Annotated in this window: 25 protein-coding genes; 16 read left to right on the forward strand and 9 right to left on the reverse strand. The window is 31.7% G+C overall.

Going from position 1 to position 22983, the window contains the following annotated elements:
- Nucleotides 1–2: 2 nt before the first annotated feature.
- Entirely contained in the window at nt 3–728 is a 726-nt protein-coding gene (locus tag DNJ73_RS03355; RefSeq protein WP_158466298.1) for a DUF1350 family protein, read from the reverse strand.
- Nucleotides 729–863: 135 nt separating this feature from the next.
- Between DNJ73_RS03355 and DNJ73_RS03360 the strand changes: the two genes are divergently transcribed.
- From DNJ73_RS03360 to DNJ73_RS03390, 7 genes are all read left to right on the forward strand, one after another.
- Nucleotides 864–1706, forward strand: a complete 843-nt coding sequence (locus tag DNJ73_RS03360; protein ID WP_261792583.1) for a 3'-5' exonuclease — start codon at nt 864–866, stop codon at nt 1704–1706.
- A 153-nt stretch (nt 1707–1859) separates the two neighbouring features.
- A complete protein-coding gene (locus DNJ73_RS03365; RefSeq protein WP_257473309.1) occupies nt 1860–2072 on the forward strand; it encodes a hypothetical protein in 213 nt (70 codons plus the stop codon).
- A 127-nt stretch (nt 2073–2199) separates the two neighbouring features.
- The gene (hisS, locus tag DNJ73_RS03370; RefSeq protein WP_158466300.1) at nt 2200–3471 is read left to right on the forward strand and encodes a histidine--tRNA ligase; all 1272 of its coding nucleotides are present in this window, start codon (nt 2200–2202) and stop codon (nt 3469–3471) included.
- A gap of 21 nt (nt 3472–3492) precedes the next feature.
- Complete coding sequence (locus DNJ73_RS03375) at nt 3493–4896, forward strand: nucleotide sugar dehydrogenase (protein ID WP_158466301.1); 1404 nt, start codon at nt 3493–3495, stop codon at nt 4894–4896.
- A 170-nt stretch (nt 4897–5066) separates the two neighbouring features.
- Complete coding sequence (locus DNJ73_RS10145) at nt 5067–5192, forward strand: hypothetical protein (RefSeq protein ID WP_257473310.1); 126 nt, start codon at nt 5067–5069, stop codon at nt 5190–5192.
- Nucleotides 5193–5258: 66 nt separating this feature from the next.
- Entirely contained in the window at nt 5259–5585 is a 327-nt protein-coding gene (locus tag DNJ73_RS03385; RefSeq protein WP_158466303.1) for a TIGR02450 family Trp-rich protein, read from the forward strand.
- Nucleotides 5586–5723: 138 nt separating this feature from the next.
- Entirely contained in the window at nt 5724–5966 is a 243-nt protein-coding gene (locus DNJ73_RS03390; protein ID WP_158466304.1) for a hypothetical protein, read from the forward strand.
- Nucleotides 5967–6016: 50 nt separating this feature from the next.
- Here DNJ73_RS03390 and DNJ73_RS09740 read toward each other — a convergent pair whose 3' ends face one another.
- Nucleotides 6017–6181: a hypothetical protein gene (locus DNJ73_RS09740; RefSeq protein ID WP_187152597.1), complete on the reverse strand. Its 165-nt coding sequence runs from the start codon at nt 6179–6181 to the stop codon at nt 6017–6019.
- 375 nt (nt 6182–6556) lie between these two features.
- On the opposite strand from DNJ73_RS09740, the gene DNJ73_RS03395 reads away from it, so the two are divergent.
- The 3 genes from DNJ73_RS03395 (at nt 6557) to DNJ73_RS03405 (ending at nt 9725) form a co-directional block, all read left to right on the forward strand.
- On the forward strand, nt 6557–7609 hold the full coding sequence (locus tag DNJ73_RS03395) for a chlorophyll a/b binding light-harvesting protein (RefSeq protein WP_158466305.1): 1053 nt from the start codon (nt 6557–6559) through the stop codon (nt 7607–7609).
- A gap of 401 nt (nt 7610–8010) precedes the next feature.
- Nucleotides 8011–9396 carry a sodium/glutamate symporter gene (locus DNJ73_RS03400; RefSeq protein ID WP_158466306.1) on the forward strand — a complete coding sequence of 462 codons (1386 nt, stop codon included), beginning with the start codon at nt 8011–8013 and terminating at the stop codon, nt 9394–9396.
- 71 nt (nt 9397–9467) lie between these two features.
- Nucleotides 9468–9725, forward strand: coding sequence for a hypothetical protein (locus DNJ73_RS03405; protein ID WP_158466307.1), 258 nt, complete (start codon nt 9468–9470; stop codon nt 9723–9725).
- 18 nt (nt 9726–9743) lie between these two features.
- Here the strand turns inward: DNJ73_RS03405 and DNJ73_RS03410 are convergent, their stop codons facing one another.
- Nucleotides 9744–10409 (reverse strand): glutathione S-transferase, encoded by a 666-nt coding sequence (locus DNJ73_RS03410; RefSeq protein WP_158466308.1) that lies wholly within the window; start codon nt 10407–10409, stop codon nt 9744–9746.
- Between the two features lie 148 nt (nt 10410–10557).
- Here DNJ73_RS03410 and DNJ73_RS03415 point away from each other — a divergent pair, with 148 nt between their 5' ends.
- Nucleotides 10558–11106 (forward strand): GIY-YIG nuclease family protein, encoded by a 549-nt coding sequence (locus DNJ73_RS03415; RefSeq protein WP_158466309.1) that lies wholly within the window; start codon nt 10558–10560, stop codon nt 11104–11106.
- Nucleotides 11107–11489: 383 nt separating this feature from the next.
- Here DNJ73_RS03415 and DNJ73_RS03425 read toward each other — a convergent pair whose 3' ends face one another.
- Nucleotides 11490–12203: an SDR family NAD(P)-dependent oxidoreductase gene (locus DNJ73_RS03425; RefSeq protein ID WP_158466311.1), complete on the reverse strand. Its 714-nt coding sequence runs from the start codon at nt 12201–12203 to the stop codon at nt 11490–11492.
- The gene (gene crtL / locus DNJ73_RS03430) at nt 12200–13486 is read right to left on the reverse strand and encodes a lycopene beta cyclase (protein ID WP_158466312.1); all 1287 of its coding nucleotides are present in this window, start codon (nt 13484–13486) and stop codon (nt 12200–12202) included. The genes DNJ73_RS03425 and crtL overlap by 4 nt, the downstream gene beginning before the upstream one ends.
- Nucleotides 13487–13771: 285 nt before the next feature.
- On the opposite strand from crtL, the gene DNJ73_RS03435 reads away from it, so the two are divergent.
- Nucleotides 13772–14791 carry an SDR family NAD(P)-dependent oxidoreductase gene (locus tag DNJ73_RS03435; RefSeq protein ID WP_158466313.1) on the forward strand — a complete coding sequence of 340 codons (1020 nt, stop codon included), beginning with the start codon at nt 13772–13774 and terminating at the stop codon, nt 14789–14791.
- Between the two features lie 14 nt (nt 14792–14805).
- Here DNJ73_RS03435 and DNJ73_RS03440 read toward each other — a convergent pair whose 3' ends face one another.
- Together DNJ73_RS03440 and DNJ73_RS03445 are read right to left on the reverse strand one after the other, a co-directional pair.
- A complete protein-coding gene (locus tag DNJ73_RS03440; RefSeq protein WP_158466314.1) occupies nt 14806–15822 on the reverse strand; it encodes a mechanosensitive ion channel family protein in 1017 nt (338 codons plus the stop codon).
- Nucleotides 15823–15887: 65 nt separating this feature from the next.
- Complete coding sequence (locus DNJ73_RS03445; RefSeq protein WP_158466315.1) at nt 15888–16496, reverse strand: isochorismatase family protein; 609 nt, start codon at nt 16494–16496, stop codon at nt 15888–15890.
- A 135-nt stretch (nt 16497–16631) separates the two neighbouring features.
- Here DNJ73_RS03445 and DNJ73_RS03450 point away from each other — a divergent pair, with 135 nt between their 5' ends.
- Nucleotides 16632–17096: a Fur family transcriptional regulator gene (locus DNJ73_RS03450; protein WP_158466316.1), complete on the forward strand. Its 465-nt coding sequence runs from the start codon at nt 16632–16634 to the stop codon at nt 17094–17096.
- A gap of 11 nt (nt 17097–17107) precedes the next feature.
- Here the strand turns inward: DNJ73_RS03450 and arsS are convergent, their stop codons facing one another.
- On the reverse strand, nt 17108–18052 hold the full coding sequence (arsS, locus tag DNJ73_RS03455) for an arsenosugar biosynthesis radical SAM (seleno)protein ArsS (protein WP_158466317.1): 945 nt from the start codon (nt 18050–18052) through the stop codon (nt 17108–17110).
- Nucleotides 18053–18142: 90 nt separating this feature from the next.
- Nucleotides 18143–19342, reverse strand: a complete 1200-nt coding sequence (gene stpA, locus DNJ73_RS03460; RefSeq protein ID WP_158466318.1) for a glucosylglycerol 3-phosphatase — start codon at nt 19340–19342, stop codon at nt 18143–18145.
- A 163-nt stretch (nt 19343–19505) separates the two neighbouring features.
- Between stpA and DNJ73_RS03465 the strand changes: the two genes are divergently transcribed.
- The 3 genes from DNJ73_RS03465 to DNJ73_RS03475 are packed head-to-tail and all read left to right on the forward strand — an operon-like array spanning nt 19506 to nt 22970.
- Nucleotides 19506–21047, forward strand: coding sequence for a hypothetical protein (locus DNJ73_RS03465; RefSeq protein ID WP_158466319.1), 1542 nt, complete (start codon nt 19506–19508; stop codon nt 21045–21047).
- Between the two features lie 8 nt (nt 21048–21055).
- Nucleotides 21056–22219 (forward strand): phosphotransferase, encoded by a 1164-nt coding sequence (locus DNJ73_RS03470; protein ID WP_158466320.1) that lies wholly within the window; start codon nt 21056–21058, stop codon nt 22217–22219.
- Between the two features lie 55 nt (nt 22220–22274).
- Nucleotides 22275–22970 (forward strand): hypothetical protein, encoded by a 696-nt coding sequence (locus DNJ73_RS03475; protein ID WP_158466321.1) that lies wholly within the window; start codon nt 22275–22277, stop codon nt 22968–22970.
- The last annotated feature ends 13 nt before the right edge of the window (nt 22971–22983 follow it).

The following is a 22983-nucleotide window of genomic DNA, read 5'->3' on the forward strand; positions in this document are numbered from 1 at the left end:
TATTAAATATCCCAATGAGTTATTTGATCGACTAATGAATCAATTGTTTTATATTTTATAGCACCTTGTAAATTTGTTTTTAATAATTTTTCTCTTAGACCAAGGCTGACTGGGCTTAGATGGTTGCCATCGAGTTGAATGATTTTAGAATTATCAAAATCTCTTTCTCTTAATGATTTAATTAGTGAATTATTTTGATCCAGACTATCATTTTTAAATCTTATTAATAAATTATTTATTTGTTCATAGTGCTCTTTTATAAGATTTAATGTTTCAAAAGGACTAGGACTAAATTCAGTTTGAAAGTTTAGTCTCTGTGAAATCTTGTTAAGCATAGGTATAGATTTTTTTGCCCTGAAGTTATTAAAACTAATAGCTACCAAACCATTGCAATTTCTTCCTCCATCAGGAGCTAGTAGATGTAATTTACATCCAAGGCTATGCCCCAATCTAATTGACTTCGGTATTAAGCCTACTCTTTCTTCAAGGATTTTTCGAGATATTCGGAATTGCTTCCATGCCTGATTTGCTTGAATCTGATGATCAAAGTTAGGGATATAGCTCCATGAATGTACTGCAAAATTTCTTTGCAAAAGACCAGTAATTAGTCTTTTGTATGAAACTTCAGGTTTTATTGAAATATAGCTACCTCCAATTATTTCTATAAGACCAATTGGCTTTGAAGGCCATTGGCACAAAACATCACTTATACGTCTAATAGTACCCATTGATTAATAATTACTTTCTTAAAGAGAAATAAAAATGATTATAGATATAAGTGTCTTTTGTTTCTAATGTGCTGCTAAGTTTTTATTTAACTCTCTTTTTTGATGATAATAGAACTATGACTAATTAAATTTGAAGTGAAAGAAGAGCAAAATCATCAGAAAGAAAGTGAGCAGCTTGACTTTCTTAATGGAACAATTAAAAAAAATTCCATAGAAAAAGAGAGAGATCAAGGAGGAAAAAGTTCTTCCAAATTTATCGAAGGCCCTATTAAAATTTTAAATAGCAAGAAGCCTCCAGAGAATATCTTGATTTTGGATACTGAAACAACCGGCCTTGACAATGAAAATGATGATTGCATTGAAGTCGGTTCGATACTTTTTAATGTTAAAAGTAGATCAGTATTAGCCCAGCAATCTTTTCTCCTGCCAGTTCAAAATAATAATGCAGAAAAAATAAACAATATTCCTGCAGAAATAACAAGATTGCCTCAACCCCTATGTGAGGCGATTAAATATTTTGAATCTTTGGTTCAAGTATCAGATGTAATTGTTGCTCATAATGCCGAATTCGATATGAAATGGTTTGGTCTTAAAAAATTACCTCTGATTGAGAAACAATGGATTTGTTCTATGGACGACATCACTTGGCCAGCTGATAGACAATTGAAGACGCGACCTTCTGTTAGAGATCTTGCATTGGCTTATGGCATCCCAGTCTGGAATGCACATAGAGCTCTTACAGATTGCATATATCTGGCAGAGGTATTTAAAAGATGTAGTGAGCTCGAAGAGCTTTTGATTAGGGCTCTTGAACCTAAAGTGCTTCTTCGAGCTGAAATCTCTTATGAAGAAAGATATTTAGCTAAAAATGCTGGTTTTCGGTGGAATGATGCCATTAAGGGTGCTTGGTCTAGAAAAATGAGTCGTAGGGATATGGAAAAATTAGAATTCCCTGTACATGAGGTAGATTTTTCATAAAGTACTCATTTCAAATATTGGATATATATTTAATGTATAAAGTAACGAGTTTTCTAAAGCTTTTTCAATGATTGATTTATGAGAAAATATTTTACTAAGCAAAATATAGTCTCTCAGTGTCATCTGGTTAAAAGTAAGACTGATGGTAATGATTTGAAAAAGCGTCTTAGGCAATGGCAGCACTCAAGAAGTTGGGCTCGTTTGATTTGTGAAGCTGAAAAGATGTGGAGTCTAGAATCAAGAGAATTAAAAAGGTTAGGGGCTATGGAATTAATTCAACTTCAAAATGAAATGCCTTTTAATGTTCGAAGAAGAGTGAATTTTTGGTTGGTCAGATATTCAGGTGCTACTCGATTAGAAGATTAAGCTTAAATTACTTTTAGTTGAGCTTTACCCGTTTATTTTGCTCAGAAGCACAAATTAAATATTGAATTGCCAGTTTACGTAAACAATTACTATTAAACAAACAACAAATAATTTTTCTGAAGCTACTTTGACCAATCTCAAGAATTTAAGAGGAATGGTAGATCTTTTACCCGCTCAAAGTAGGGGCTGGCAGAAGGTTGAATCAATTGCCCTCAAGCATTTTAGTCGAGCTGGATTGCAAGAAATTAGAACACCGATCATTGAACAAACTGAATTGTTTTTAAGGGGCATTGGCGAAAACACCGATGTTGTGGGCAAGGAAATGTACAACTTTCAAGATAGAGGAGGTCGATTGTGCACTCTGAGACCTGAAGGTACAGCTTCTGTTGCAAGGTCTATTGTTCAGCACGGATTATTAAATAATGGTCCTCAAAGGCTCTGGTATAGAGGACCAATGTTTCGTTACGAGCGTCCTCAAGCAGGAAGACAAAGGCAGTTTCATCAGATTGGAGTGGAGTTTGTTGGATTGGCTTCAGTTATGAGTGACGCTGAGGTTATTTCAATTGGTTGGGATTTTTTAAAAGCTGTCGGCCTAAATGATTTGACCTTAGAACTTAATAGCCTTGGAAGTAATGAAGACAGAAATATTTTCAAAGAAAAGTTGAAAGATTGGCTAAATCAGAGATTTGATTTGTTAGATGAAGATTCTCAGAAAAGAATTAATGTTAATCCTTTGAGAATATTAGATAGTAAAAATAATTCTACAAAAGAACTTTTATATGAAGCTCCTTCTTTAAGTGAATTTTTATCTAAGGAGAGTAAAACTAGATTTGATTGTTTACAGGAATCGCTAGATAATCTAAATATCCCATTTAAAATAAATACTAATTTAGTAAGGGGACTTGATTATTATTCTCATACGGCTTTTGAAATAACAAGTGATCATCTTGGATCTCAAGCAACAGTTTGTGGAGGAGGTCGTTACGATGGATTAATAAGCGAATTGGGGGGACCTAAAGCACCTTCAATTGGTTGGGCAATTGGAATGGAAAGATTGATAATTCTAGCCGGAGATAAAATTTTGCATTCAGAATCTCCGGATGTTTATGTAATTCATAGAGGTGCAAATGCGGAAAAACTTGCTTTGAATATTACTTGTCAGTTAAGATCAGCTAATCTAACTGTTGAATTGGACTACTCAGGCTCATCTTTTTCTAAACAATTCAAACGAGCAGATAAAAGTATGGCTAAATGGGCAATAGTTATAGGTGAGGAGGAGGTATCAAAAGGACAATTCTCGATGAAGAAATTAAGAGACAATGAAAATGAAGTAGGTATTAGTCAATATATTTTTTTAAGAGAAGAGATAGATCAGTTAATTAAAAAATTGATTGATTAATAAAATGATTGTTTGTTTAAAATGAGCTCTATTAAAATCCGAAAAATTTGTTGCATTGGCGCTGGTTACGTTGGTGGCCCTACCATGTCTGTTATTGCAGATAAATGCCCTGATTTGGAAGTAAGGGTTGTTGATATAAATAAAGAAAGGATTGCTGCTTGGAATGATTCTGATTTAACTAAATTACCAATATTTGAGCCTGGATTAGATCAGATAATTTCAAGGACAAGAGGTCGAAATCTGTTCTTTAGTTCAGAAATGGAAAAGTCAATATCTGAAGCCGACATGATATTTATATCAGTTAATACTCCAACAAAAACAAAAGGTCTTGGGGCTGGTAAAGCAAGTGATCTAAGTTGGGTAGAAGCAAGCGCAAGGCAAGTCGCTAAATTTGCAAATGGACACACAATCGTAATAGAAAAAAGCACGCTTCCAGTTCGTACTGCACAAGCAATAAAAGAAATACTTAAGTCATCAAATTTAAAGAATCAAAAGAATCAAGTCTCAAAAACTTTTTCCGTTTTATCTAATCCTGAATTCTTGGCAGAAGGAACCGCAATAAATGATTTGGAAAAACCTGACAGAGTTTTAATTGGTGGAGAAGATCCTGCCGCAATAAATGCTTTAGTAAACATTTATTTGAATTGGGTTCCTAGTGAACAAATAATTTGTACTAATTTATGGAGCAGCGAGCTTTCAAAATTAGCTGCTAATGCCTTTTTGGCTCAACGGATCAGTTCCATTAATTCTATTTCAGCCTTTTGTGAAGCGACGGGCGCTGATATTCAGGAGGTAGCAAAAGCGATAGGAACTGATAAAAGAATAGGAAATCAATTCTTAAGTGCTGGTCCAGGATTTGGGGGCAGTTGCTTTAAAAAAGACATTTTGAATTTAGTTTATTTAAGTGAGTATTTTGGTTTGCCAGAGGTTGCAAATTATTGGAATCAAGTTGTGCTCCTGAATACTTGGCAACAAGATAGAATATATAAAATTGTTCTTGAAAAACTTTTTGGTACTGTTAATGGTAAAAATATAGCAATACTTGGATTCTCTTTTAAGGCAAACACAAATGATACGCGTGAATCGCCTGCTATAAGGATTGCTAGTGATTTGCTAGAAGAAGGTGCTCTTCTTTCGATTTATGACCCTAAGGTTTCATTTGAGAGAATAAAAGAAGATTTTGAAAAATTTTCTTTTAATAATCAAGGAATTTGGAAAATGGCAAATTCAATACCAGATGCATTGAAAAATGTAGACGCAGTTCTAATTCTGACTGCATGGGATGAATTCTTTGGTCTTGATTGGAATTATTTAGCTTCTTTAATGAGATCACCAGCTTGGGTGTTTGATACAAGATCAGTTGTCAATCGACAAGAAATAGAAAAAACAGATTTGAATTTGTGGAAGTTGGGCGAGGGGAGCTAAAGTATCCATAATGAGATTTTATGGCTGTGATGAGTCATTAAAAATATGAAAATTCGTTTGATGTTTACAAATTTTTTTAATATATAAAGATGTTCTTTAAATTTATTTTCAAAAGAAAGACAAAAAACTTTCAAGAAAAAAGAAAAGATAAATTTGATATAAATAATTGGATGGATTTAACTAAAGATGAGAGACTTGAAATAGATTCTAAGGAAAAGGATGAGTCAATGAGAAAAAAAAAGGCATTGTTAAAAAATATTAGAGAAGAATATGTTAAAATGAAGAATAAAAAATAAAGAAAAAATGGTTATAAAAGATTATGCAAAAAAATCTAAAATATATGATTCAATTAGATTATTTTTATGAATTGGCCTCCATTTAAAGCATGGACTTGTAGGTATGAAGTTGAGGGACACAGCCATTTTGTTGCTATAAACTATGGTGGTAAACATCAAGATAGATGGGTTCTCTTGATGTCTGTTCTAGATTCTAGTGTAGTATTAAAAGTTCCTTGGTTAGAATTAGATGACCTACTTTATTGGGAATGCGGTTGGAGCCCAAAACCTTCTAAATTAGTTAACAATAAAACTAAAATAAAAACTACTAATTGTATACATCTATCTATTGATTCAGGATTAACTATACCAATTACTAAAGATAGTATTAGACCTTGGTTTAATACTATATAAATCTTATTCGATAAAAGACTTCAATTAAATCTAATAAAAAATTAATTTTAAACTTTGTTTGAAATCTAATAAAGTGCGCAAACTATCTTTCTTTTCTTAACTTTTGATGATAAAAAAAAGATACTGACTTGTTTAAGCATGACAGAATCTTCTATGTGGTTATCAGGAAAAGAAGCTAGTGATGCTTTAAGAGTCGATGAGAAAACTTTAGAAATATTGAGAGAGAGGGGCTATTTAAAGCCAGGAAATCACTGGAAAAGTTCAAATGATCCTGAACAATTGCCTTGGAATCCAAAGGCTTTTTATCAAATAAGTGGATGCAAAAGAATTATTGAATATTTGAAGGATAATTATAGTTCTATTGATCAAATAGCAGCTTAAGCAGGAAATTAAAGGAATTTAAATCATTCAATATTTAGAGTGTTAATTCTTCATGCTACTAAATTTTCATCTTTACAGTCTTTAATAGATGACTCTAGGATGGGATAAAGAGAAATCATTTTTCCGTATTCCGGAGATGTTCTATAAAAGTTTGCTTTTTTTCTATAGTGGTCTTCTGTCTCCATTTCTAGGCTATTAATTCGTTGGAAGTTCATGATGCCGATCTTTATGTATTTAATTGTTTGATAGTTGTAAATAAAGACAGCAAATTGATCTTTTATATTAATTACATATTTCCGTGTATTTATATGGATTTTGAGGCTTGATTGGTTTCGATTGCCTGATATGAGTTTTATTTATGTATCAATTAATTCTTTAATTAAAAAATTCTTCTGAAGTTTTTCCTGATTTTATTTTGTTATTAACCCTACATAGTCTGTTTTTTTTGTATTTGAAAAACTTCCTTTTTGAATTATTTTTAGCTGTCTTTGGATTTAAATAATAAAAAAAATTTACAGATTCTTTCTCTTACATGAGTATTTGGTGTATTTGCAGTAACCTCAGATCGGTTTTGAAAAATAGCACTTCTAATGCAGACCTATGGAAATTCAGCCGTCACCTACGGGTGGTGGGCTGGTAACTCAGGGGTCACCAACCGTTCAGGCAAATTTATTGCTGCACATGCCGCTCATACCGGTTTGATTGCTTTCTGGGCTGGTGCCTTCACGTTATTTGAATTGGCTCGATTTGACCCTTCCGTACCAATGGGTCATCAGCCTTTAATTGCGCTTCCTCATTTAGCAGCTTTGGGTATAGGTTTCGATGAAACTGGAGCCTTTGTTGGTGGAAGTGCGGTTGTCGCAGTAGCTGTGTGTCATCTAGTTGGATCCATGGCTTATGGGGCAGGTGGATTGATGCACTCTCTTCTTTTCTCAAGTGACATGCAGGAATCTTCTGTGCCACAGGCCAGAAAATTCAAGCTTGAATGGGACAACCCTGATAACCAGACTTTCATACTTGGACATCATTTGATTTTCTTCGGTGTTGCATGTATTTGGTTTGTTGAATGGGCGCGAATTCATGGAATCTACGATCCTGCTATTGGTGCTATTCGTCAGGTTGAATACGACCTAAACTTGAGTCATATCTGGGATCATCAGTTTGATTTTCTAACTATTGATAGTTTGGAAGATGTTATGGGAGGTCATGCATTTTTGGCTTTCTTGGAAATAACTGGTGGTGCATTCCATATCGCTACTAAGCAAGTTGGAGAATATACGAAGTTCAAAGGAGCTGGTCTTCTCTCTGCAGAAGCTATTCTTTCTTGGTCATTAGCTGGTATTGGCTGGATGGCAGTAGTTGCAGCATTCTGGTGCGCACAAAATACTACTGTTTACCCTGTTGAATGGTTTGGTGAACCATTAGCACTTAAATTTGGTATTTCTCCTTATTGGGTAGATACGGTTGATCTTCCTAATGGAGCTCATACTTCTCGCGCTTGGTTATCTAATGTTCATTATTACTTTGGATTCTTCTTTATCCAAGGTCATCTATGGCATGCTCTTAGGGCAATGGGATTCGATTTCAAACGAGTAACGAATGCTTTAAGCAACCTTGATACTGCTTCAGTTTCATTAAAGTAGTTAATTAAATTTAACTCAATAAAAAAGCCCCACTTTTGTTGGGGCTTTTTTATTGGATGCTTTTTCCTTCTTCAGACTTAAGTGATATTTTTTAATTGGAAAAATCAGAGTTAAGTTTTAGTAAAATAAGAAAATAGATTTAATATTAAAATTTTTTGGTTTACTCAATCTTTTAACCAATTATTATTTGATTCGGTTGAGAGGTGTTGAATTAGTTATTCAAGAATTAAATTTTATTGACTTAAAGTTCTCCTCCTATTTATCTAATATTAACTAATACTTGATTCAAGTAAATGACTTAATTGAGATATAATAAGAATCTAATTTCCTTTCTATATAAAATATTAGTATGAGATAATATTTTTGAGTTGTTTCATTTATTTCCTTTATCGAATTAATTGATGAGTCAGTTGTTTTTTGGTTTTGAAGACCTATATAAAATTAATGCAATCCCAACTTTATTCCTCTCTTTAGGCTTGCTTGGAATTATAGGGATTCTTCTAACACTTGGAAGAAGATTAGATTCTGCAATGAAGTTGGAGAGATTTGGTATTCCAATAGCTCTTTTAGTTGGAGCAATTGGTTTTTTAATTGGTCCTTATGGACCTTTTTCATTATTACCAGAGAGGGTTTTGAATACTTGGATGCAATTACCAACTCCTTTGCTTACATTGGTTTTTGCAACTTTGATGCTAGGGAGACCCATCCCTAAACTAAGTGGCTTATGGCAACCAGTAGCATCTCAGGCATTATTGGGGCTTCTACTTGGTTTTGGTCAATATGTTGTAGGAGGAATAATTGTTTTGTTATTTTTGCTGCCTTATTTAGGGGTGGATCCATTAATGGGATGCATTATTGAAGTTGGTTTTGAAGGCGGTCATGGGGCTGCTGCAATTATGGGGGAAAGTTTTAGAAAATTAGGCTTTCCTGAGGGATTAGATTTAGGCTTCGCAATGGCTACTGTCGGCTTACTTGCTTCTACGTTGCTTGGAAGTGGATTAGTTGTTCTAGGTAGGTTTTTTGGATGGTTGGTTCCTGCTGATAAAGAGATCAAAAATGATTTAAGCGTCGTCGATCTAGAATTCAAAACAATTGAACAATTTAAGTTGCTTTTATATAATTTTGCTTTTGCAGGATTAGCTGTATTGGTTGGTATCTTTTTGCTCTATTGTTTAAGGTTTTCTTCTATGTATATGGGTGAAATAAGTAAACAGGTTATATTAGCTTTTCCAGTCTTTCCATTGGCTTTAATGGGATCATTCTTTATAAGGTTTGTCTTAGAAAAGTCTAAAAACACAAAATTAGTTTCATCTCTTTTTCAACGTGAGATTGGAATACTTTCCACGGATTTACTTATAATTACAGCTATGGCTGGATTGAATTTACCATTGCTAGTTAACTATTGGTTACCTATAAGTCTCTTAGCAATTGGTGGATTGATTTGGAACCTTGCAGGGATGTTGATTTTTTCTAGATTGTTTTTTAGAGAAGAGTGGTTTGAAAGATCAATCGCAGAGTTTGGTAATTCGACAGGAGTTGCTGCTAGTGGATTATTACTTTTGAGATTAGCTGATCCAAGAAATACCACTCAAACCTTACCTGTATTTTCTATTAAACAATTATTTCTTCAACCACTGCTTTCAGGTGGTTTAATTACTGTAATAGCCCCTTTATTTATTAGTAATTTTGGGCTTAAAGGATGGACAGAATTTTGTGGATTAATTTCATTATCTTTATGTGCGGTAGCAATATCTCTACAGTCGAAATATACAAAAGCTTCAGCATGACAATTAAGACACTTAAGAAAAGTTATAATCTATATAAAATATTATTTTAATTAACTATTAGTTTTTTTAATATGAACCGACAAATCTACAAAGATATTCCTCCTCAAGAATTAAAAGAAAAATGGTTTAAAAGTCATCTTTTAGGTAAAGAGGTTGAATTAAGAGAACTCTATGAATTACCTCAGGATCAGTTGGATTTAATCATGGCAGAAACTGCTGAGTTTAGAAGTGATATTGGAAACAGAGATAGGAATCTAGGGAAATTTTGTACGGCTGGTTATTTTTTAGAATTATCAAGAATTATTGATAAAAGAAGGGCTTCAGAATAATTTTGAATTCTGTCTACTTCATTGTCCAAAAAATATTGGTTTGCTTTCCTTATCCCAAGGCTTATTTTTCTTCATTACAATATGATATTTCTCGTGATTTAAAAAATAATTTAACCAATTCCTTAAGAATTCAATCTCATGATTTTGATCAAATCTTGAGATGTCAGCTATTCTAAATTGTCTTATAAATGGCCATATAGCCCAGTCAGCAATGCTTTCTTTGGCATCAACAAGAAAAAGTGGCTTCCCTTTATTTGAAAAGCTTTTTAATCTATTATTTAATGATAAAAGTATTTCATAACAAGCATCCCTATGAGTTTTTAATTCTTGATAGTTGAATCTAGACGCATATTTATATCGATCTAAATGATATTTAAATTCTTTATCATTTAGATCGATAAGACTAAGTATTTCTTGTGATTTACAATTTTTAAATAATAATGCATCCATATTTGATTCTTTCAAACTCCAGATCATAATGTCTATGCTCTCATCAATTACTTGATTTAAGCTTGTCTTTAATACAGGTACAGTTGCCTTCTTAGAAATCTCAATTAATTCAATAGGTTTCTTCTTTAAATCTACCTCTCTTAACTCAACCAATTGATTTGTATTTAATAAAGCCCATCTAGCTCTGATCGCATAGGGACATCTTCTGAAGCTATAAAGAATATTGTGCTTCATAACTTTCCTGTTAAGATCATATTGTGAGCTTTTTAAATGTATGATTATTCAATCCTAAATAGTAAATAGGATATACTCTATAAGTATATCCTATTTACTATTTATTTTTTTATATTCCTCAAGTTTCATTTATTAAAAAAATTCAATCATGTCAGAATTTGTTTATCTAATGAAAAACGGTGATTTATATAAACTTGGATGCACAAGTAATTTGGAAAGTGAGGCTAATAAAATGAAGCCAGGTGAAATAATTTCTTCTTTTAAAATAAAAAACCCTAAATCTTTTCAGGCAAGATTATTGAGGCTTTATAAGAAAAAAAGAATCCCGGATACAAATTATTTTCGTTTATCTGAATCAGAAGTTGATAATTGTAAAAAACATCTAGAAGGTAAAAGTAATTTACCTAAAAGCTTAGGCGATGAATTGAAAATTGGTTTAAATGGATCTTTATTGTTTGCTAGTTTAACTTTTTTCATTTCATTTATAATTAATAAGATGCTTATATTCAGTTTATTTCTTGCAATCTTATTAGCATCTCTTCCTATGTGGTCTCTTGCTATTCTTGGTAGCTTCGGGGGCTACGATATTGATGATCTTAAACTTTTTTCGACAATTTCTAATAGATTAAAGGGCTTTCTGATTGCTCTTTCAATGACTTCGTTTGCGTATGTTCTATATTCCTTTTTTCATTTTTAGATTGATAATTAATTTATATAAATTAATTATGATTTCTTGCTTAATTTTAAAACGGAGCTATAAAGATATTGATAAGCTAATGTCCTTTAGCGAGTATGAACATTTCCGAGTATCTTCAATTCTTAGAACCAATACAAGATCAGCTTAATAAAGTTTACTCAATTGCGTCTTTGGGACTAACTGTATTGATTTGCTTATGGCTTTTTAATTTTATTGTTGGTCTAATTCAAAGAACTTATTCCGTTGGTAAAGCTATAGGAAGTTTTTATAGAAATTATATTCATAAGTATATTAGAAGAGTAATTATTGGCACTTTTAATATATTTAAGAAACCTAGCAATGCAATTTAGTTAAATAATAAAAAGAGTTTTTGTTTTTTTTACTTAGATTGATGTTTCAAGTTTACAGTTTAGTGCGATTTCAAAAGGAACTGAACTGTTTGCTAAATTTAATAAATTAGAACAAATATTGGCAATATCATTTGGCTGAGTCATTTCCTCTTTTGGGAAACTATTTACTTCTTTTGCCATATCTGTATTTACCCAGCCTGGGCAAATTGCAGTAACTCTAATACCTTTATTCCATCCTTCATTTCTCATCGTTTGGCATAAACTCATTAAAGCGAATTTACTCATTGAGTAACTAGCTAAGCTACCTTTTGATCGTTTTCCACTCATTGATACTAATACAATAATTCTAGCTGAGTTATTCATTGATAAGTATTTCCAGGCATCTTTTGTTAATATCCATGGTCCCATTACATTAACTTTCCATAGATCTTCTATATCCTGTATTTCATTGTCTTTAAAGATTAGATTTGTTCTTTTAAAAATTCCAGCACAATGAATAATGGTATCAATACTTTTAAATGAATTAACTGTACTTTTCACCCATTCTCTTGATGATTCTCTTTTAGTGGCATCATAAGAATGTACAACAAAATTTTCTGGATTATTTGATTTAGGATCTAACGGTGTATTGAACAAATCTTCTTTTCTTCTTACTCCCAGGCTTATTGAATGTCCTTCTTTAAGTAACTTTAATGCGATCGCTTTACCTATACCTCTACTTGCTCCAGTTATAAGAATCTTTCTCATTTGTTATCAACTAATAATGCCTTAAACAATAGATTTAATTCTCTTCCATGCATGTTAATTAAACCTTGTTTAATTGTCCAAGGTGATTTCCTAAACATTTTCCACATAGCAGATATTAATTCTTTAAGGCTCAGTGTATTTGTTAGGAATCCATACCATTGTTTATTAGGCAAACTAAAAAACTCTACAAAAAAACCTCTAAGCAATTTCTCTTCGAAGCGCATTAATTTTTCTAATCCGAATTTGTATATAGCTTGTTTTCTTCTAAGTTCAGTAGGCCATAACACTTGCCAACCTTTCTTTGCTAATGATGCGGAGGAAGCTTTTTGGTCTTCCATAGCCAATGAGAGGGCTTTGGCAACTTTAGGAGCTCTTCTTAAAAGACTGCCAACCATATATCCCGATGCAGGATGAACCATTCCAGCAGAACCTCCAAAGCCAAGGACAGGTTGAGTCAGGTCAGGTATTGGCATATTCATTGGCAGATATGAACCATGTTCTTCATGCTCAAGACTTTTTATTTTCAAACCTCGAGTTTCTAATCTTTTTTCAAGTCTTCTTTTTAATTCATCAAGTGAGACTGGAGGAAATAGACCTAGAGATGTTTCTTCTAAAAAAAACTTCCCATTACCCATATCCATGGCATACAAAAATGTTGGAGCTTCTTTTCTCTCTTCTTGATCCAGATGATCACAGCGATAATCCATGAGTACAAATTGCCCTTTTTCGACAGGAGGTGAATTGAATTCCCCTACGATCCCGTAACAAGTTTGAACAGCGACTGGCCCTTGGTTTGGAGCTTTAATAAAAACAGGTTTGTAGCCAGTTGCATCAATGACTAATCGAGCATTGAGTTCTTTCCCCTTCGAAGTCTTAACCGTGCTGATTAATTGATTAGTTTCTAAGTCGATTGCCGAACCTTTATGCCATTCAATTTCCGCTTTATTGCATTGCTGAAGCCAATAGGCTTGCAATTTATTTTTGTCAAAAAGGCCATAATCTCTATTGTGCTTCGTTACTTCATTTTTCTTCGAATTTGGATCCTTGTCGCCTTCCCCAAAATAACTAACGGTGTTAATCCACCGATGCTCAAGCAAATGACTTAGTCCAAGCTCGTCTACCTCCTCCCCCCAAATGCCATAGGTAAAGGGCCATGGTTCATCTGGGGATTGTTCAGATAAAATTTCAACTTTTAAGTTTTCATTAGCTAAGGCAGCCGCTATTGATAATGCACCTGGGCCTGAACCTAGTACTAGAGCATCTTTTAATGCACTAGTCTTCATAGCTCCCCTTGAGGAATATTGACGTTAACTTGGAGTCGAAAATTTGAAGTTAAATTTTTGGAAAATGACTTAGTTATTTGATTGCCTCCCTGAATTACCACTTTAATCACCTCTGCCTATAGAATCAACAATAGCTCGTGATGGCATTAACAATGGATTGTATTAATGTTTTTTATCAACCTAACGATTTAATTCTAAAATTAAGTATATATGATGACTTTTTATTGAAAGTTAAAAAATAAACAATTTAATTTCATAATTATTGAATATTAAATGAACAAGTTGATGTCAAAAAATTCAAATATACCAAAACAAGATAAACCTTTAACAATTTTTATAACAGGTGGTTCATCAGGTATTGGTTATCAAGCTGTCATAAAATTAATTTCCCTTGGATATAATATAATTTTACCATGTAAAAATATATTACGAGCTAATGAAGTATTGACTAATATATTCAATCAGTTGCCACATTCTCTATCTAAAAAAGGGGATATTGCTACACCTATAATGGATCTTTCTGACTTGAAAAGTGTTGATTCACTTTGCAATGAACTTAAGAAAAAAAGATTAAAGATTGATATTTTAATTTTGAATGCTGGTCTTCAGTATACTGGATCAAAAAGACCTAGAAGGTCGATTCAGGATATAGAATTAACTTTTGCAGTTAATCATTTAGCACATTTTTATTTAACACAAAATCTCTTACCATTGATAAATATTAGTAATGATTCTAAAATAATTATCACTTCTTCAGAAGTTCATAATCCTAGTAGCTCTGGAGGTAAAGTCGGACTTAAGGCTAGCTTGGGAGACTTAAATGGATTAGCTTCTGGTTCAGGATTTGATATGATTGATGGTTCTAAATTTAATGCTGATAAAGCATATAAAGATAGTAAACTGTGTAATATTTTATTTGCTAAAGAACTAAGTAACCGTTTAAATAAAAAAAAATTACCAATCAAAGTAATAGCTTGGGCTCCTGGCTTAGTTATATCTAGAGATAGACAAGGATTTTTTAGGTATAGCAGGAAATACAATCAGATAGGACAAGTATTATTTGCTACTTTAGCTAGAGATCTTTTGAGGATTACTACATCAAATGAAAAAGCTGGAATGCTTCTAACTAGTTTAGTCTGTTCAGACGAATATGATAGATCTGATTTTAACTATTATAGTAATAAAATTATATCACCAGGTAAATTTATTTTTGAAAAAACTAACATTAGTGAAGAGGCTCAGATAGAAGGTTTATCGAACAAATTATGGTATTTATCTAAATCTTTGATTTATGATAAAATTTAGATAAATACATTTATTTATTTATTTATGTATATTGTTTGAGTTGGATATGCAAAACTTATATTTTCAATTTGAAACTTTTTCATTATCTCCAGATTGATTTCCTGTTGAGCTGACATTGCTTGAACGTAATCACTTGTTGGTATGTAATAAACAAGTTCAAAATCAAGGCTGCTATTTGCAAATTCGATAAAATGACATCTGTCAAAGATCGCATTTTCAGTTTTATCAACGATATTTTTAATCATTTCAGGTATATTTTTTGTCTGCTCATATGTGGTTTCATATACCACTCCTAATTTGTGAACAAGTCTTCTTTGCTTCATCTCAGCATAATTTGAGATAACCCCATTTGTTAGACGGCTATTGCTCATAACTATTGCTTCTCCATTAATGCTTCGCAAGCGTGTTGATCTAACACCAACGCTCTCAACTTTTGCCCATATTCCATCAATATGAATAAACTGACCACTTTGAAATGGTTTGTCAAGAAGGATAGTGATGTATTCGAAGAACTCTTGAACTGGCTCTTTTAAGGCCAGGCCAGCCCCAATACCTCCTGCACTTAAAAGAGCCCAAATTGCTGCCATTTGGACACCCATATTTTGTAGATAAAAAATAACTCCTATACTCCAAACAGATGCCCCAACCATTGGACTAAGTGAACGAATCATTTCACTGATCGATTGATCATTGATTTTGCTTGCCCATCTTTGAATTATTTTTAAAAAGACTCTATTTACAAATCGAACTAAATAAATAAGGCAGATAAATTTGCTTATGCCAATTAATGTTTTATCAACTATTCCACCAATTAATAGAACTTTCCATCCAATTATAAAACTTAAGATAAACCCTAAAGGCTTAATAGTATCAATTAAAAGAGAAGCTATGTAGTCATCAGTTTTGCTTTGAGTAGCTGATGTTATTTTCCTTAAAACTTTTTTTAAAATTTTTGGACTTACTAGAGAAATAATACAACCAATACTAAAAGTAAGTAATGAAATTATTAGGTTTTTATAAAAATCATCCATGATGAGATAACACTTCTCTTAAGACTGCCTGAAAAAAAAGATTTGTCTAGATATTATCTTATTATTTAATTTGAAAAAGAATTTTTTAAAATTTTACTAACCTCTTTAAACTCTTTTCTTTTGGCGGTTTTACATAATTCACAGATTAGACTTTCAGTTGTTGATGGAACTGCCCCAGACAATATAAGCCTTAGAAAAGCAGTATCATTGTCTATTTCATTTCTACTTCCAATAGCATCCCTTGGAATTAGAATATTAAAACCTTGTTCTAAGAGCTCAATCGATGTTTGGAGAACACAAATATGACTTTCAATTCCGCAAACTATTATATTTTTAAAACAATATTTATTAACATAATCACTAAAATTCTTATTTTTGCTACAACTAAATTCCATTTTTTCGAATTTAGGATATTCTTTTTTATCTAGGATTGATTCTAATGTTGAACCAAGCTTTAATGGATTCTGCTCTGAAAAGGCAATAGGAACGTTAAGTAAATTACACGATTTTATAAGCTTTTTTATATTAAATATTAATAGTTGATTACCTTTAATATTATTTAAAATTTTTTCTTGCAGATCCATTATAAGTAGCAATGTTTCATTTTCTATCAATAATTTATTGTCATTCTCTATTTTTTTTATTGAGGGGCTACTTTTAAAAAACTGCTCCATTATTAGGATATTTTTTCTTTTATTAAATATAAATCATTTAGTAAATCCAGGCATCATATTTTATTAAAAAATTTATGGAAAGCTTTTACAAGTTGCAACCTGTTCTCATTACGCTAGACTATTGAGAAAATAAAGCTGATATTGGTTGCTCCCAGTTCTTTTCGTGCTCATCCTTCTCCTTTGGAGTCTGGACTTCGTCTAGACGGTAAACGTATGACACCTCAAAGGAAAAAAGTTCTTTCCTTGTTTGAAGAAATAGGTTCCGGAATACATCTTAGTGCGGAAGAAGTTCATTCCAAGTTGACAAGTTCAGGGGAAAGAGTTTCTCTCGCAACTATTTATAGAACTTTAAGACTTTTAGTCAAGATGACTTTTCTTAATGAACTGGATTTAAGTGAGGGGGGAAATAGATTTGAGTTGCTGAGTCATGATCACCCTGATCATCATCATTTGATTTGTATTCGCTGCGGTAGAACAGAAGAGTTTGAAAATAATGCAGTTATTAATGCAGGAAAGGCTGCTGCCAAAAAATTTGGATTTAAATTATTAGAATCTTCTTTAAATGTAAGAGCATTATGTCCAATGTGTATGAATAAGTAAAACTTTGTTTTTCAAGTTAATTCTCCTCCACAACTAGAACCAGCTCCAGCAGTGCATCCGAAACAATGATCGCCTATTGCAATAGGGTTGTTTTTTAATGAGACTAGTGGAATCAATAGATCATCCAAATGCTTTATATTGCCCTTTTTCCTGATCCCAAGTTGTTGGTTGAAATCGCAGTCATACAAATGCCCTTTCCAGTCAACACTAAGAGTTGTCTTACACATTACTGAGTTAAGATTTCTAGAATTATGATTATCGTTAAGTAATTTCTTATATTCCTTTAGTTTCCCGATTACATTTAAATATTTTTCATATCTATTGATTGGCATATTTGCTAAAACAAATAAATTAGAGAAATAGATGCCATGCCTTTCCTTTAGTTCGTGCCTATAAATATCTTCTAATTCTTTCTGGGATGGTGGTAGCTCTGGACCACTTGGGTTATAGACTAAATTTAATATAAGGCCTTTATTCTTAATACCGTATCCATAAGAGTTAAGTTGTTTGAGCGCAAAAATACTTTTTTCAAAAACACCTTTTCCTCTTTGTTTGTCTACATTACCTTGTAGATAACATGGAAGAGAAGCCGTTATCTGTACTTTGTTTGATGCTAAAAAACTTGCTAAGTTTTCATGACCTGGCTCAGTAAGTATAGTTAAATTGCATCTATCCATAACTTCAACATTAAGACTCCGAACTTCTTTTACTAATTGTTTAAATTTAGGATGAAGTTCAGGAGCACCTCCAGTAATATCTAACATTTTAATATTGTTAGCTTTGATAACTTTTGGTATAAGTTTTATAATATCACTGCTCATCATCTCTGTTCTATTTGGGCCAGCATTAACATGACAATGGCTACATGATTGATTACATTTATAGCCTATATTTATTTGTAAAGTATCAAGATAGTCTCTTTTTATCTTGGGGAACTTTGTTTTAATTCTGTCCATAAAATTTAATATATAATTAATATCATAAAAATATTATAGTTAAATTATTTGTTAATATACGAAAATTTTATAAAATTTTCTAATAATAATCTAAAAGTTTCTAGCTAATTTTTTAAACCACTCTATATATTCTTCTGGACCATCATTAATCACCATATTGAACTTTAGATCATCATTAGGATCACTAATTCCTCTCATGTCAGAGCCAGAGATTCGTGGTCTCAATACTTGATCATTACAGCTATTCACGAATATAACTTGATTCGTTTTTTTGTATGATTCTCCTAATCTTTGAATCAATGTTAAGAATCCTCTGTCGCTTCCGCCTCTTTGCCAGACGTTGTTTTTAGTGTCTTTTGAACTTGTAACTGTATCACCAACACCTATGAGCATAGGCATTTGATCAATAGGAATCTCATCTCTGCATAAGTTTACTAATTCTTTAAGTGTCTTTGGAGCATCTCTAACGTTGAAATTTTTTCCAAAAGGGTATGTTCCTGTTTTATTGGATATGTACTTATTTAAGAGTAATAAAAGACCTGCTTCTTTTATTGCGCCATTAATAATAAACTGAATATCTGTTGTCCCAAACTCATTTTTAGTTGCATATTTCATTATCTCTGTGCCTTCTTTTAATCCTAGATTAGGCATCATATGTAGATAAAAGGAATTTTCTAATCCATAATTGTTCGATTCTTTTAGTATATTATTCATTATCTTTTCCATAGTTAATTGTAAATCTTTTACTTTCTCGAAATCTGCTTTTACGTAGGTAAAAATTTCATTGAAGTTTAATGTGGGAGTGAAACGAGTATCACATATAGCTACGTCAATCAATTTAGTTCTTTCTTCGTTTGACAGGTTAGGTAAAAATATTTGTAATTCTTTAGTTAACATTGATTTCATCATCTTTGGCACTTTTGCTAAAAAGTTAATCTCTTTATCTTTGAGTCCTGGATGTGATGAATTACCAAACCTGTCTTGAAACTCAACTCCGCAGGCGGCAAGGCCAGGCAAATAAAGTCCATTTTCTTTTGCTTTTGTTTTTGAGGCAAGTGCTTTTTCAACTAATCGATTAACTCCTCTTCTCCCTTCATGTTCGCCACAAGTTAATACTGAAAATTTTTCTCTTAATTTTGCAACAGCATTCACATATTCTTCATTGAGCCTTCTTTTGAGTGGGTCTTGAACTAGAGGAATACATACCCCATCAAGATCCTGAACTATTAGAATATTTTCCTCACTTATTATGGTGTTAATAACCTCTTCTTTTGTCCGGAAACTCTTCATTAATGATGCCTTAAAATGTCAATTTAGTCTAGATCAAATAAACTTATAATTCCAAGATAGTTCTTATTCTTAAATAAGTACATGGATACATATTCATTTACTTTAAAACTATTTTTAAAGTTTTCATATTATTGTATATAATACTAATGTATGCAAACAAAATGTGTTTGAAAAGAATTTAACTAATAGCTTCTTTAATGAACCTTATTCAAGTGATCATATAGCTATAAGAATTAATGAGGTTTTAAAAGGAAAAGTAGGATTTTATAGTGTTGGCTTATACCCAGCATCTCTTGCTTATAACTGTGCAATGCAAAATAATGATTTAAATATTCTTTTAGCACCTAGAAACGGCAGAGAGCTTTTTGGAGCTTTTTCTGAGAGAGATCTTTCTGACATGGATAACGACATAAAAAATAAAATTGAATCTATGGCGATTTCATTTGATAATAAATCACGGAGATATAATACGCTTAAAGATTTATTAATTAAATGTGAATTAGTTGTTTTAAGTTCAAATAGTAAAAATATTATAAATGATATCAATTTCGCTTTTAAACTAAGAAAAGAACTTGATCGTGAAAATGTTCTAATTGCCTGCTTAGTAGGTTCATTTTGTCATGATAATGATTTGAATGAGTCTTTTGTATTATGCGAAAAGTTAAATAATTTGGCTTTCTTTTCAGGATTTCATCGTCATGGAGCACTTCGTAATCCTTTAGATAGTTTCACCGCTAATTTTTGTCATCCTGATGCAATGAATGCAATATTAGGTGCAAAACTATTGAATAAGATTTCTCCAAATATTCAAGTCTCTGCAGGTGTTCATAATGTTGAAGGTCAATATATAAAAGCAGCTAAAAATATTTCTTCAATTTTAGCCGGTTTTGGTCATACTTATCATAAGAAAAATCCTGGATTGCTTCCAACTTTATTAACTCTTTTATTAGATCAATGCCTTGATCAGGCTGCCTATGTTTCTATGAGTCGAGAAGATAGAGAGAATTTATACAAAAAACAACCTTTTCCTATTACTGAACTTGGATATGGCGTTCAACTTATAGAAGCTTCTCTTTATAAGGATGGAAATTTTGTTCAAGTAAGAGACCATACTTTTAGTCAGTTGAAGGCAATGGTTGCCGATGTTAGGGGAAGCATGATGCTGCCTGTAAGTGGTAGCCCAACAAGAAATTTTCAAGCTGGGGAGGTCTTGGCTGAAAAGATGATTGAACATAAAAGATGTCCTTATGGGGTTGAAGAGTTTCTTGTATGGTGTGAAAATTCTGGACTTAAAAGAGGAGCTTTAGAAGGTATTAATTCTCTAAATTATTGGCCAGATATAATTAAAAAATATTTAATACCATTAAATGATTCCTCAATGATTAATCTTTTATATATGTGTATAATGGGTCCTATAGATATTAAAGATGATATTTATAATGTTATGACTAATAGTCGTGAACTAACAAATTACTGTCAGGAGTCTGTTAAATCATTTCATAGTAAAAAAATATCAGATTCTCTAAATAACTTTCATTTAAAGATAGCAATGGATTTCATTGCGGGTTCACTGACTGACCAAGATAGTTTATTTTTTGAATCCAATGATATTAATTTTACAGATCCTGTAGAATTAGAAAATAAACCAATTTATAATAAGGTTATAGATTATATAGAAAATTATTTCATTGAAGTTAATCCCTAAATTAAATTATGGATTTATCAAAATTAATTTTTATCACACAAAACTTTTTTACTAATACTAAAGTTATAAATATAGATTTTATAAGTTCTGGTTTAATTAATAAGACCTATATAGTTGAACATTTATATAAGGGTATAAAATCTAAATTTATTTTACAGAGTCTTAGTAATATTTTTGAATCTCCTGAAAAAGTTACAATGAATCATATGTTAATAACTGAGCATCTGAAAAATAAAATTAATGGTGGTTATTTAAAGTTCGATCAAAAAAGATGGGAAACACCAAATTTAATTAGATGCAAATCAAATAATCTTTTTATTTTCCCTTATCAATCTGAATTTTGGAGAGCGATGGTATATATAGATAAAACTTTTTGCTTGGATGTTTTAGAGGATGATTTAATGGCTTATCAAACAGGTATAGGTCTTGCTAAATTTCATTTATCTTGCTCTGACCTAGACAGTTCAAAATTAAAAGATAATATTAAAAATTTTCATAACACTAAGTATTATTTAGATCAATATATCATGGCAATTAAAGATTCTATGTATTTAGACTTAGACAATGAAATAAAAAAGAGAGTTCAATTTCTAATTATTTCTATATCTAATCATTTAAGATATATTGAAAGATTATTAATATCTTTAAATAAGGAATCAATTGATCATAATATTATTCATGGTGATCCTAAGCTAAGCAATTTTCTATTTGACGTTCCCAAAAAGTATGTTGTTTCTTTGATTGATCTAGATACAGTTTCCTCTGGCTATTTTCTCACGGATTTAGCTGATTGTATTCGCTCAATATGTAATTTGGCTGGCGAAGAACCAGCAAAAAATGAGAATATTTGCTTTGATATTACTTCTTGTAGGTATTTCCTGAAGGGCTATAGATCAATAATGAATGCAAAGCTAGATTCTTCTTTTAAACTTCTTCCTGAGTTTATATATTTATTAATATTTGAATTATCGATTAGATTTTTGACTGATTTTTTACAATCAAATAGGTATTTTGAAATTAGATATTCAACTCATAACTTATATAGAGCTGAGGTTCAATTTTCTTTACTTTCTAGTTTTCTTGACCAAATGCCTGATTTTTTATTTGTGCTTGATGAAATTGGGATTTCCCCTGGCTCAACTTTTGTCTCAGATGTACAAAATTTTGCGTAGGGTTTTCATAATACCCGACTTGTCACTAAAGTAAAAATTATAATTATTTTTTCTAGTGGCAAAGGAATTAACCCATAGGGCTGATGAGCTTAAACAATTAGGTTGGAATCAGGAAGATTTGTACAAATATATTGAATTATGGGATTACAGGCAGAGATGGGGCTCTATTAATTTAGAGAGAGAGGATAGGCAGTTTTTGAGAAAAGCTGAATCTTTATTGCCTGAAATTACTAAAAACAAAGTTTCTATTAAAAAACCACTTAAAGAAAAATCATATTATTGCTGGATTCAGTTTTTCCTTGATGAGATGAATAATTTCGAGTCAAAAGAAAAATTAGAAAGTGGCATGAGAGGTGTTTGGCCCATTTTTCTAGAAGAAGAACTTCGGGTAATTGATTACTATGAACCTGTTTTGGGTTTGCCAGATACTATAAAAGCTAAATCAATTGGTCCTATTAGAGAGGCATTAGCTCAGGAAGCTTTAAAGAAATATGAGAAATCAATAATTACTAGACAATTTGATTTTCTAGGGATTTTGCATAATGCGAAATCAAATGGTAGAAATGCTAGCTGGCGATCTCTAAGAGATGGTGAGTTTGAGGGAAATCAGGATTATCAAATTATTGATAAATCATGTGTTCTTGAATTCCGTAAAAAAGTTAGTGAAAAACTTTTATCATTCATCAAAGAAAATTTACCATCTTTAGCTGAAACAGATAAATCTTTACCTCCTAATGATTGGATACATTAGGTAGCCAATTCTC

The organism is Prochlorococcus marinus XMU1408 (genome assembly GCF_003208055.1).
GTDB classification, from domain to species: Bacteria; Cyanobacteriota; Cyanobacteriia; order PCC-6307; family Cyanobiaceae; genus Prochlorococcus_B; species Prochlorococcus_B marinus_A.

What these genes read in the sequence shown, in the direction of transcription:
- DNJ73_RS03355 (WP_158466298.1), bottom strand. Translation starts at nt 728, where the DNA reads ATGGGTACTATTAGACGTATAAGTGATGTTTTGTGCCAATGGCCTTCA.
- DNJ73_RS03375 (WP_158466301.1), top strand. Translation starts at nt 3,493, where the DNA reads ATGAGCTCTATTAAAATCCGAAAAATTTGTTGCATTGGCGCTGGTTAC.
- DNJ73_RS10145 (WP_257473310.1), top strand. Translation starts at nt 5,067, where the DNA reads ATGGATTTAACTAAAGATGAGAGACTTGAAATAGATTCTAAGGAAAAG.
- DNJ73_RS03385 (WP_158466303.1), top strand. Translation starts at nt 5,259, where the DNA reads ATGAATTGGCCTCCATTTAAAGCATGGACTTGTAGGTATGAAGTTGAG.
- DNJ73_RS03390 (WP_158466304.1), top strand. Translation starts at nt 5,724, where the DNA reads ATGACAGAATCTTCTATGTGGTTATCAGGAAAAGAAGCTAGTGATGCT.
- DNJ73_RS09740 (WP_187152597.1), bottom strand. Translation starts at nt 6,181, where the DNA reads ATGAACTTCCAACGAATTAATAGCCTAGAAATGGAGACAGAAGACCAC.
- DNJ73_RS03395 (WP_158466305.1), top strand. Translation starts at nt 6,557, where the DNA reads ATGCAGACCTATGGAAATTCAGCCGTCACCTACGGGTGGTGGGCTGGT.
- DNJ73_RS03400 (WP_158466306.1), top strand. Translation starts at nt 8,011, where the DNA reads ATGAGTCAGTTGTTTTTTGGTTTTGAAGACCTATATAAAATTAATGCA.
- DNJ73_RS03405 (WP_158466307.1), top strand. Translation starts at nt 9,468, where the DNA reads ATGAACCGACAAATCTACAAAGATATTCCTCCTCAAGAATTAAAAGAA.
- DNJ73_RS03410 (WP_158466308.1), bottom strand. Translation starts at nt 10,409, where the DNA reads ATGAAGCACAATATTCTTTATAGCTTCAGAAGATGTCCCTATGCGATC.
- DNJ73_RS03415 (WP_158466309.1), top strand. Translation starts at nt 10,558, where the DNA reads ATGTCAGAATTTGTTTATCTAATGAAAAACGGTGATTTATATAAACTT.
- DNJ73_RS03425 (WP_158466311.1), bottom strand. Translation starts at nt 12,203, where the DNA reads ATGAGAAAGATTCTTATAACTGGAGCAAGTAGAGGTATAGGTAAAGCG.
- crtL (WP_158466312.1), bottom strand. Translation starts at nt 13,486, where the DNA reads ATGAAGACTAGTGCATTAAAAGATGCTCTAGTACTAGGTTCAGGCCCA.
- DNJ73_RS03435 (WP_158466313.1), top strand. Translation starts at nt 13,772, where the DNA reads ATGTCAAAAAATTCAAATATACCAAAACAAGATAAACCTTTAACAATT.
- DNJ73_RS03440 (WP_158466314.1), bottom strand. Translation starts at nt 15,822, where the DNA reads ATGGATGATTTTTATAAAAACCTAATAATTTCATTACTTACTTTTAGT.
- DNJ73_RS03445 (WP_158466315.1), bottom strand. Translation starts at nt 16,496, where the DNA reads ATGGAGCAGTTTTTTAAAAGTAGCCCCTCAATAAAAAAAATAGAGAAT.
- arsS (WP_158466317.1), bottom strand. Translation starts at nt 18,052, where the DNA reads ATGGACAGAATTAAAACAAAGTTCCCCAAGATAAAAAGAGACTATCTT.
- stpA (WP_158466318.1), bottom strand. Translation starts at nt 19,342, where the DNA reads ATGAAGAGTTTCCGGACAAAAGAAGAGGTTATTAACACCATAATAAGT.
- DNJ73_RS03470 (WP_158466320.1), top strand. Translation starts at nt 21,056, where the DNA reads ATGGATTTATCAAAATTAATTTTTATCACACAAAACTTTTTTACTAAT.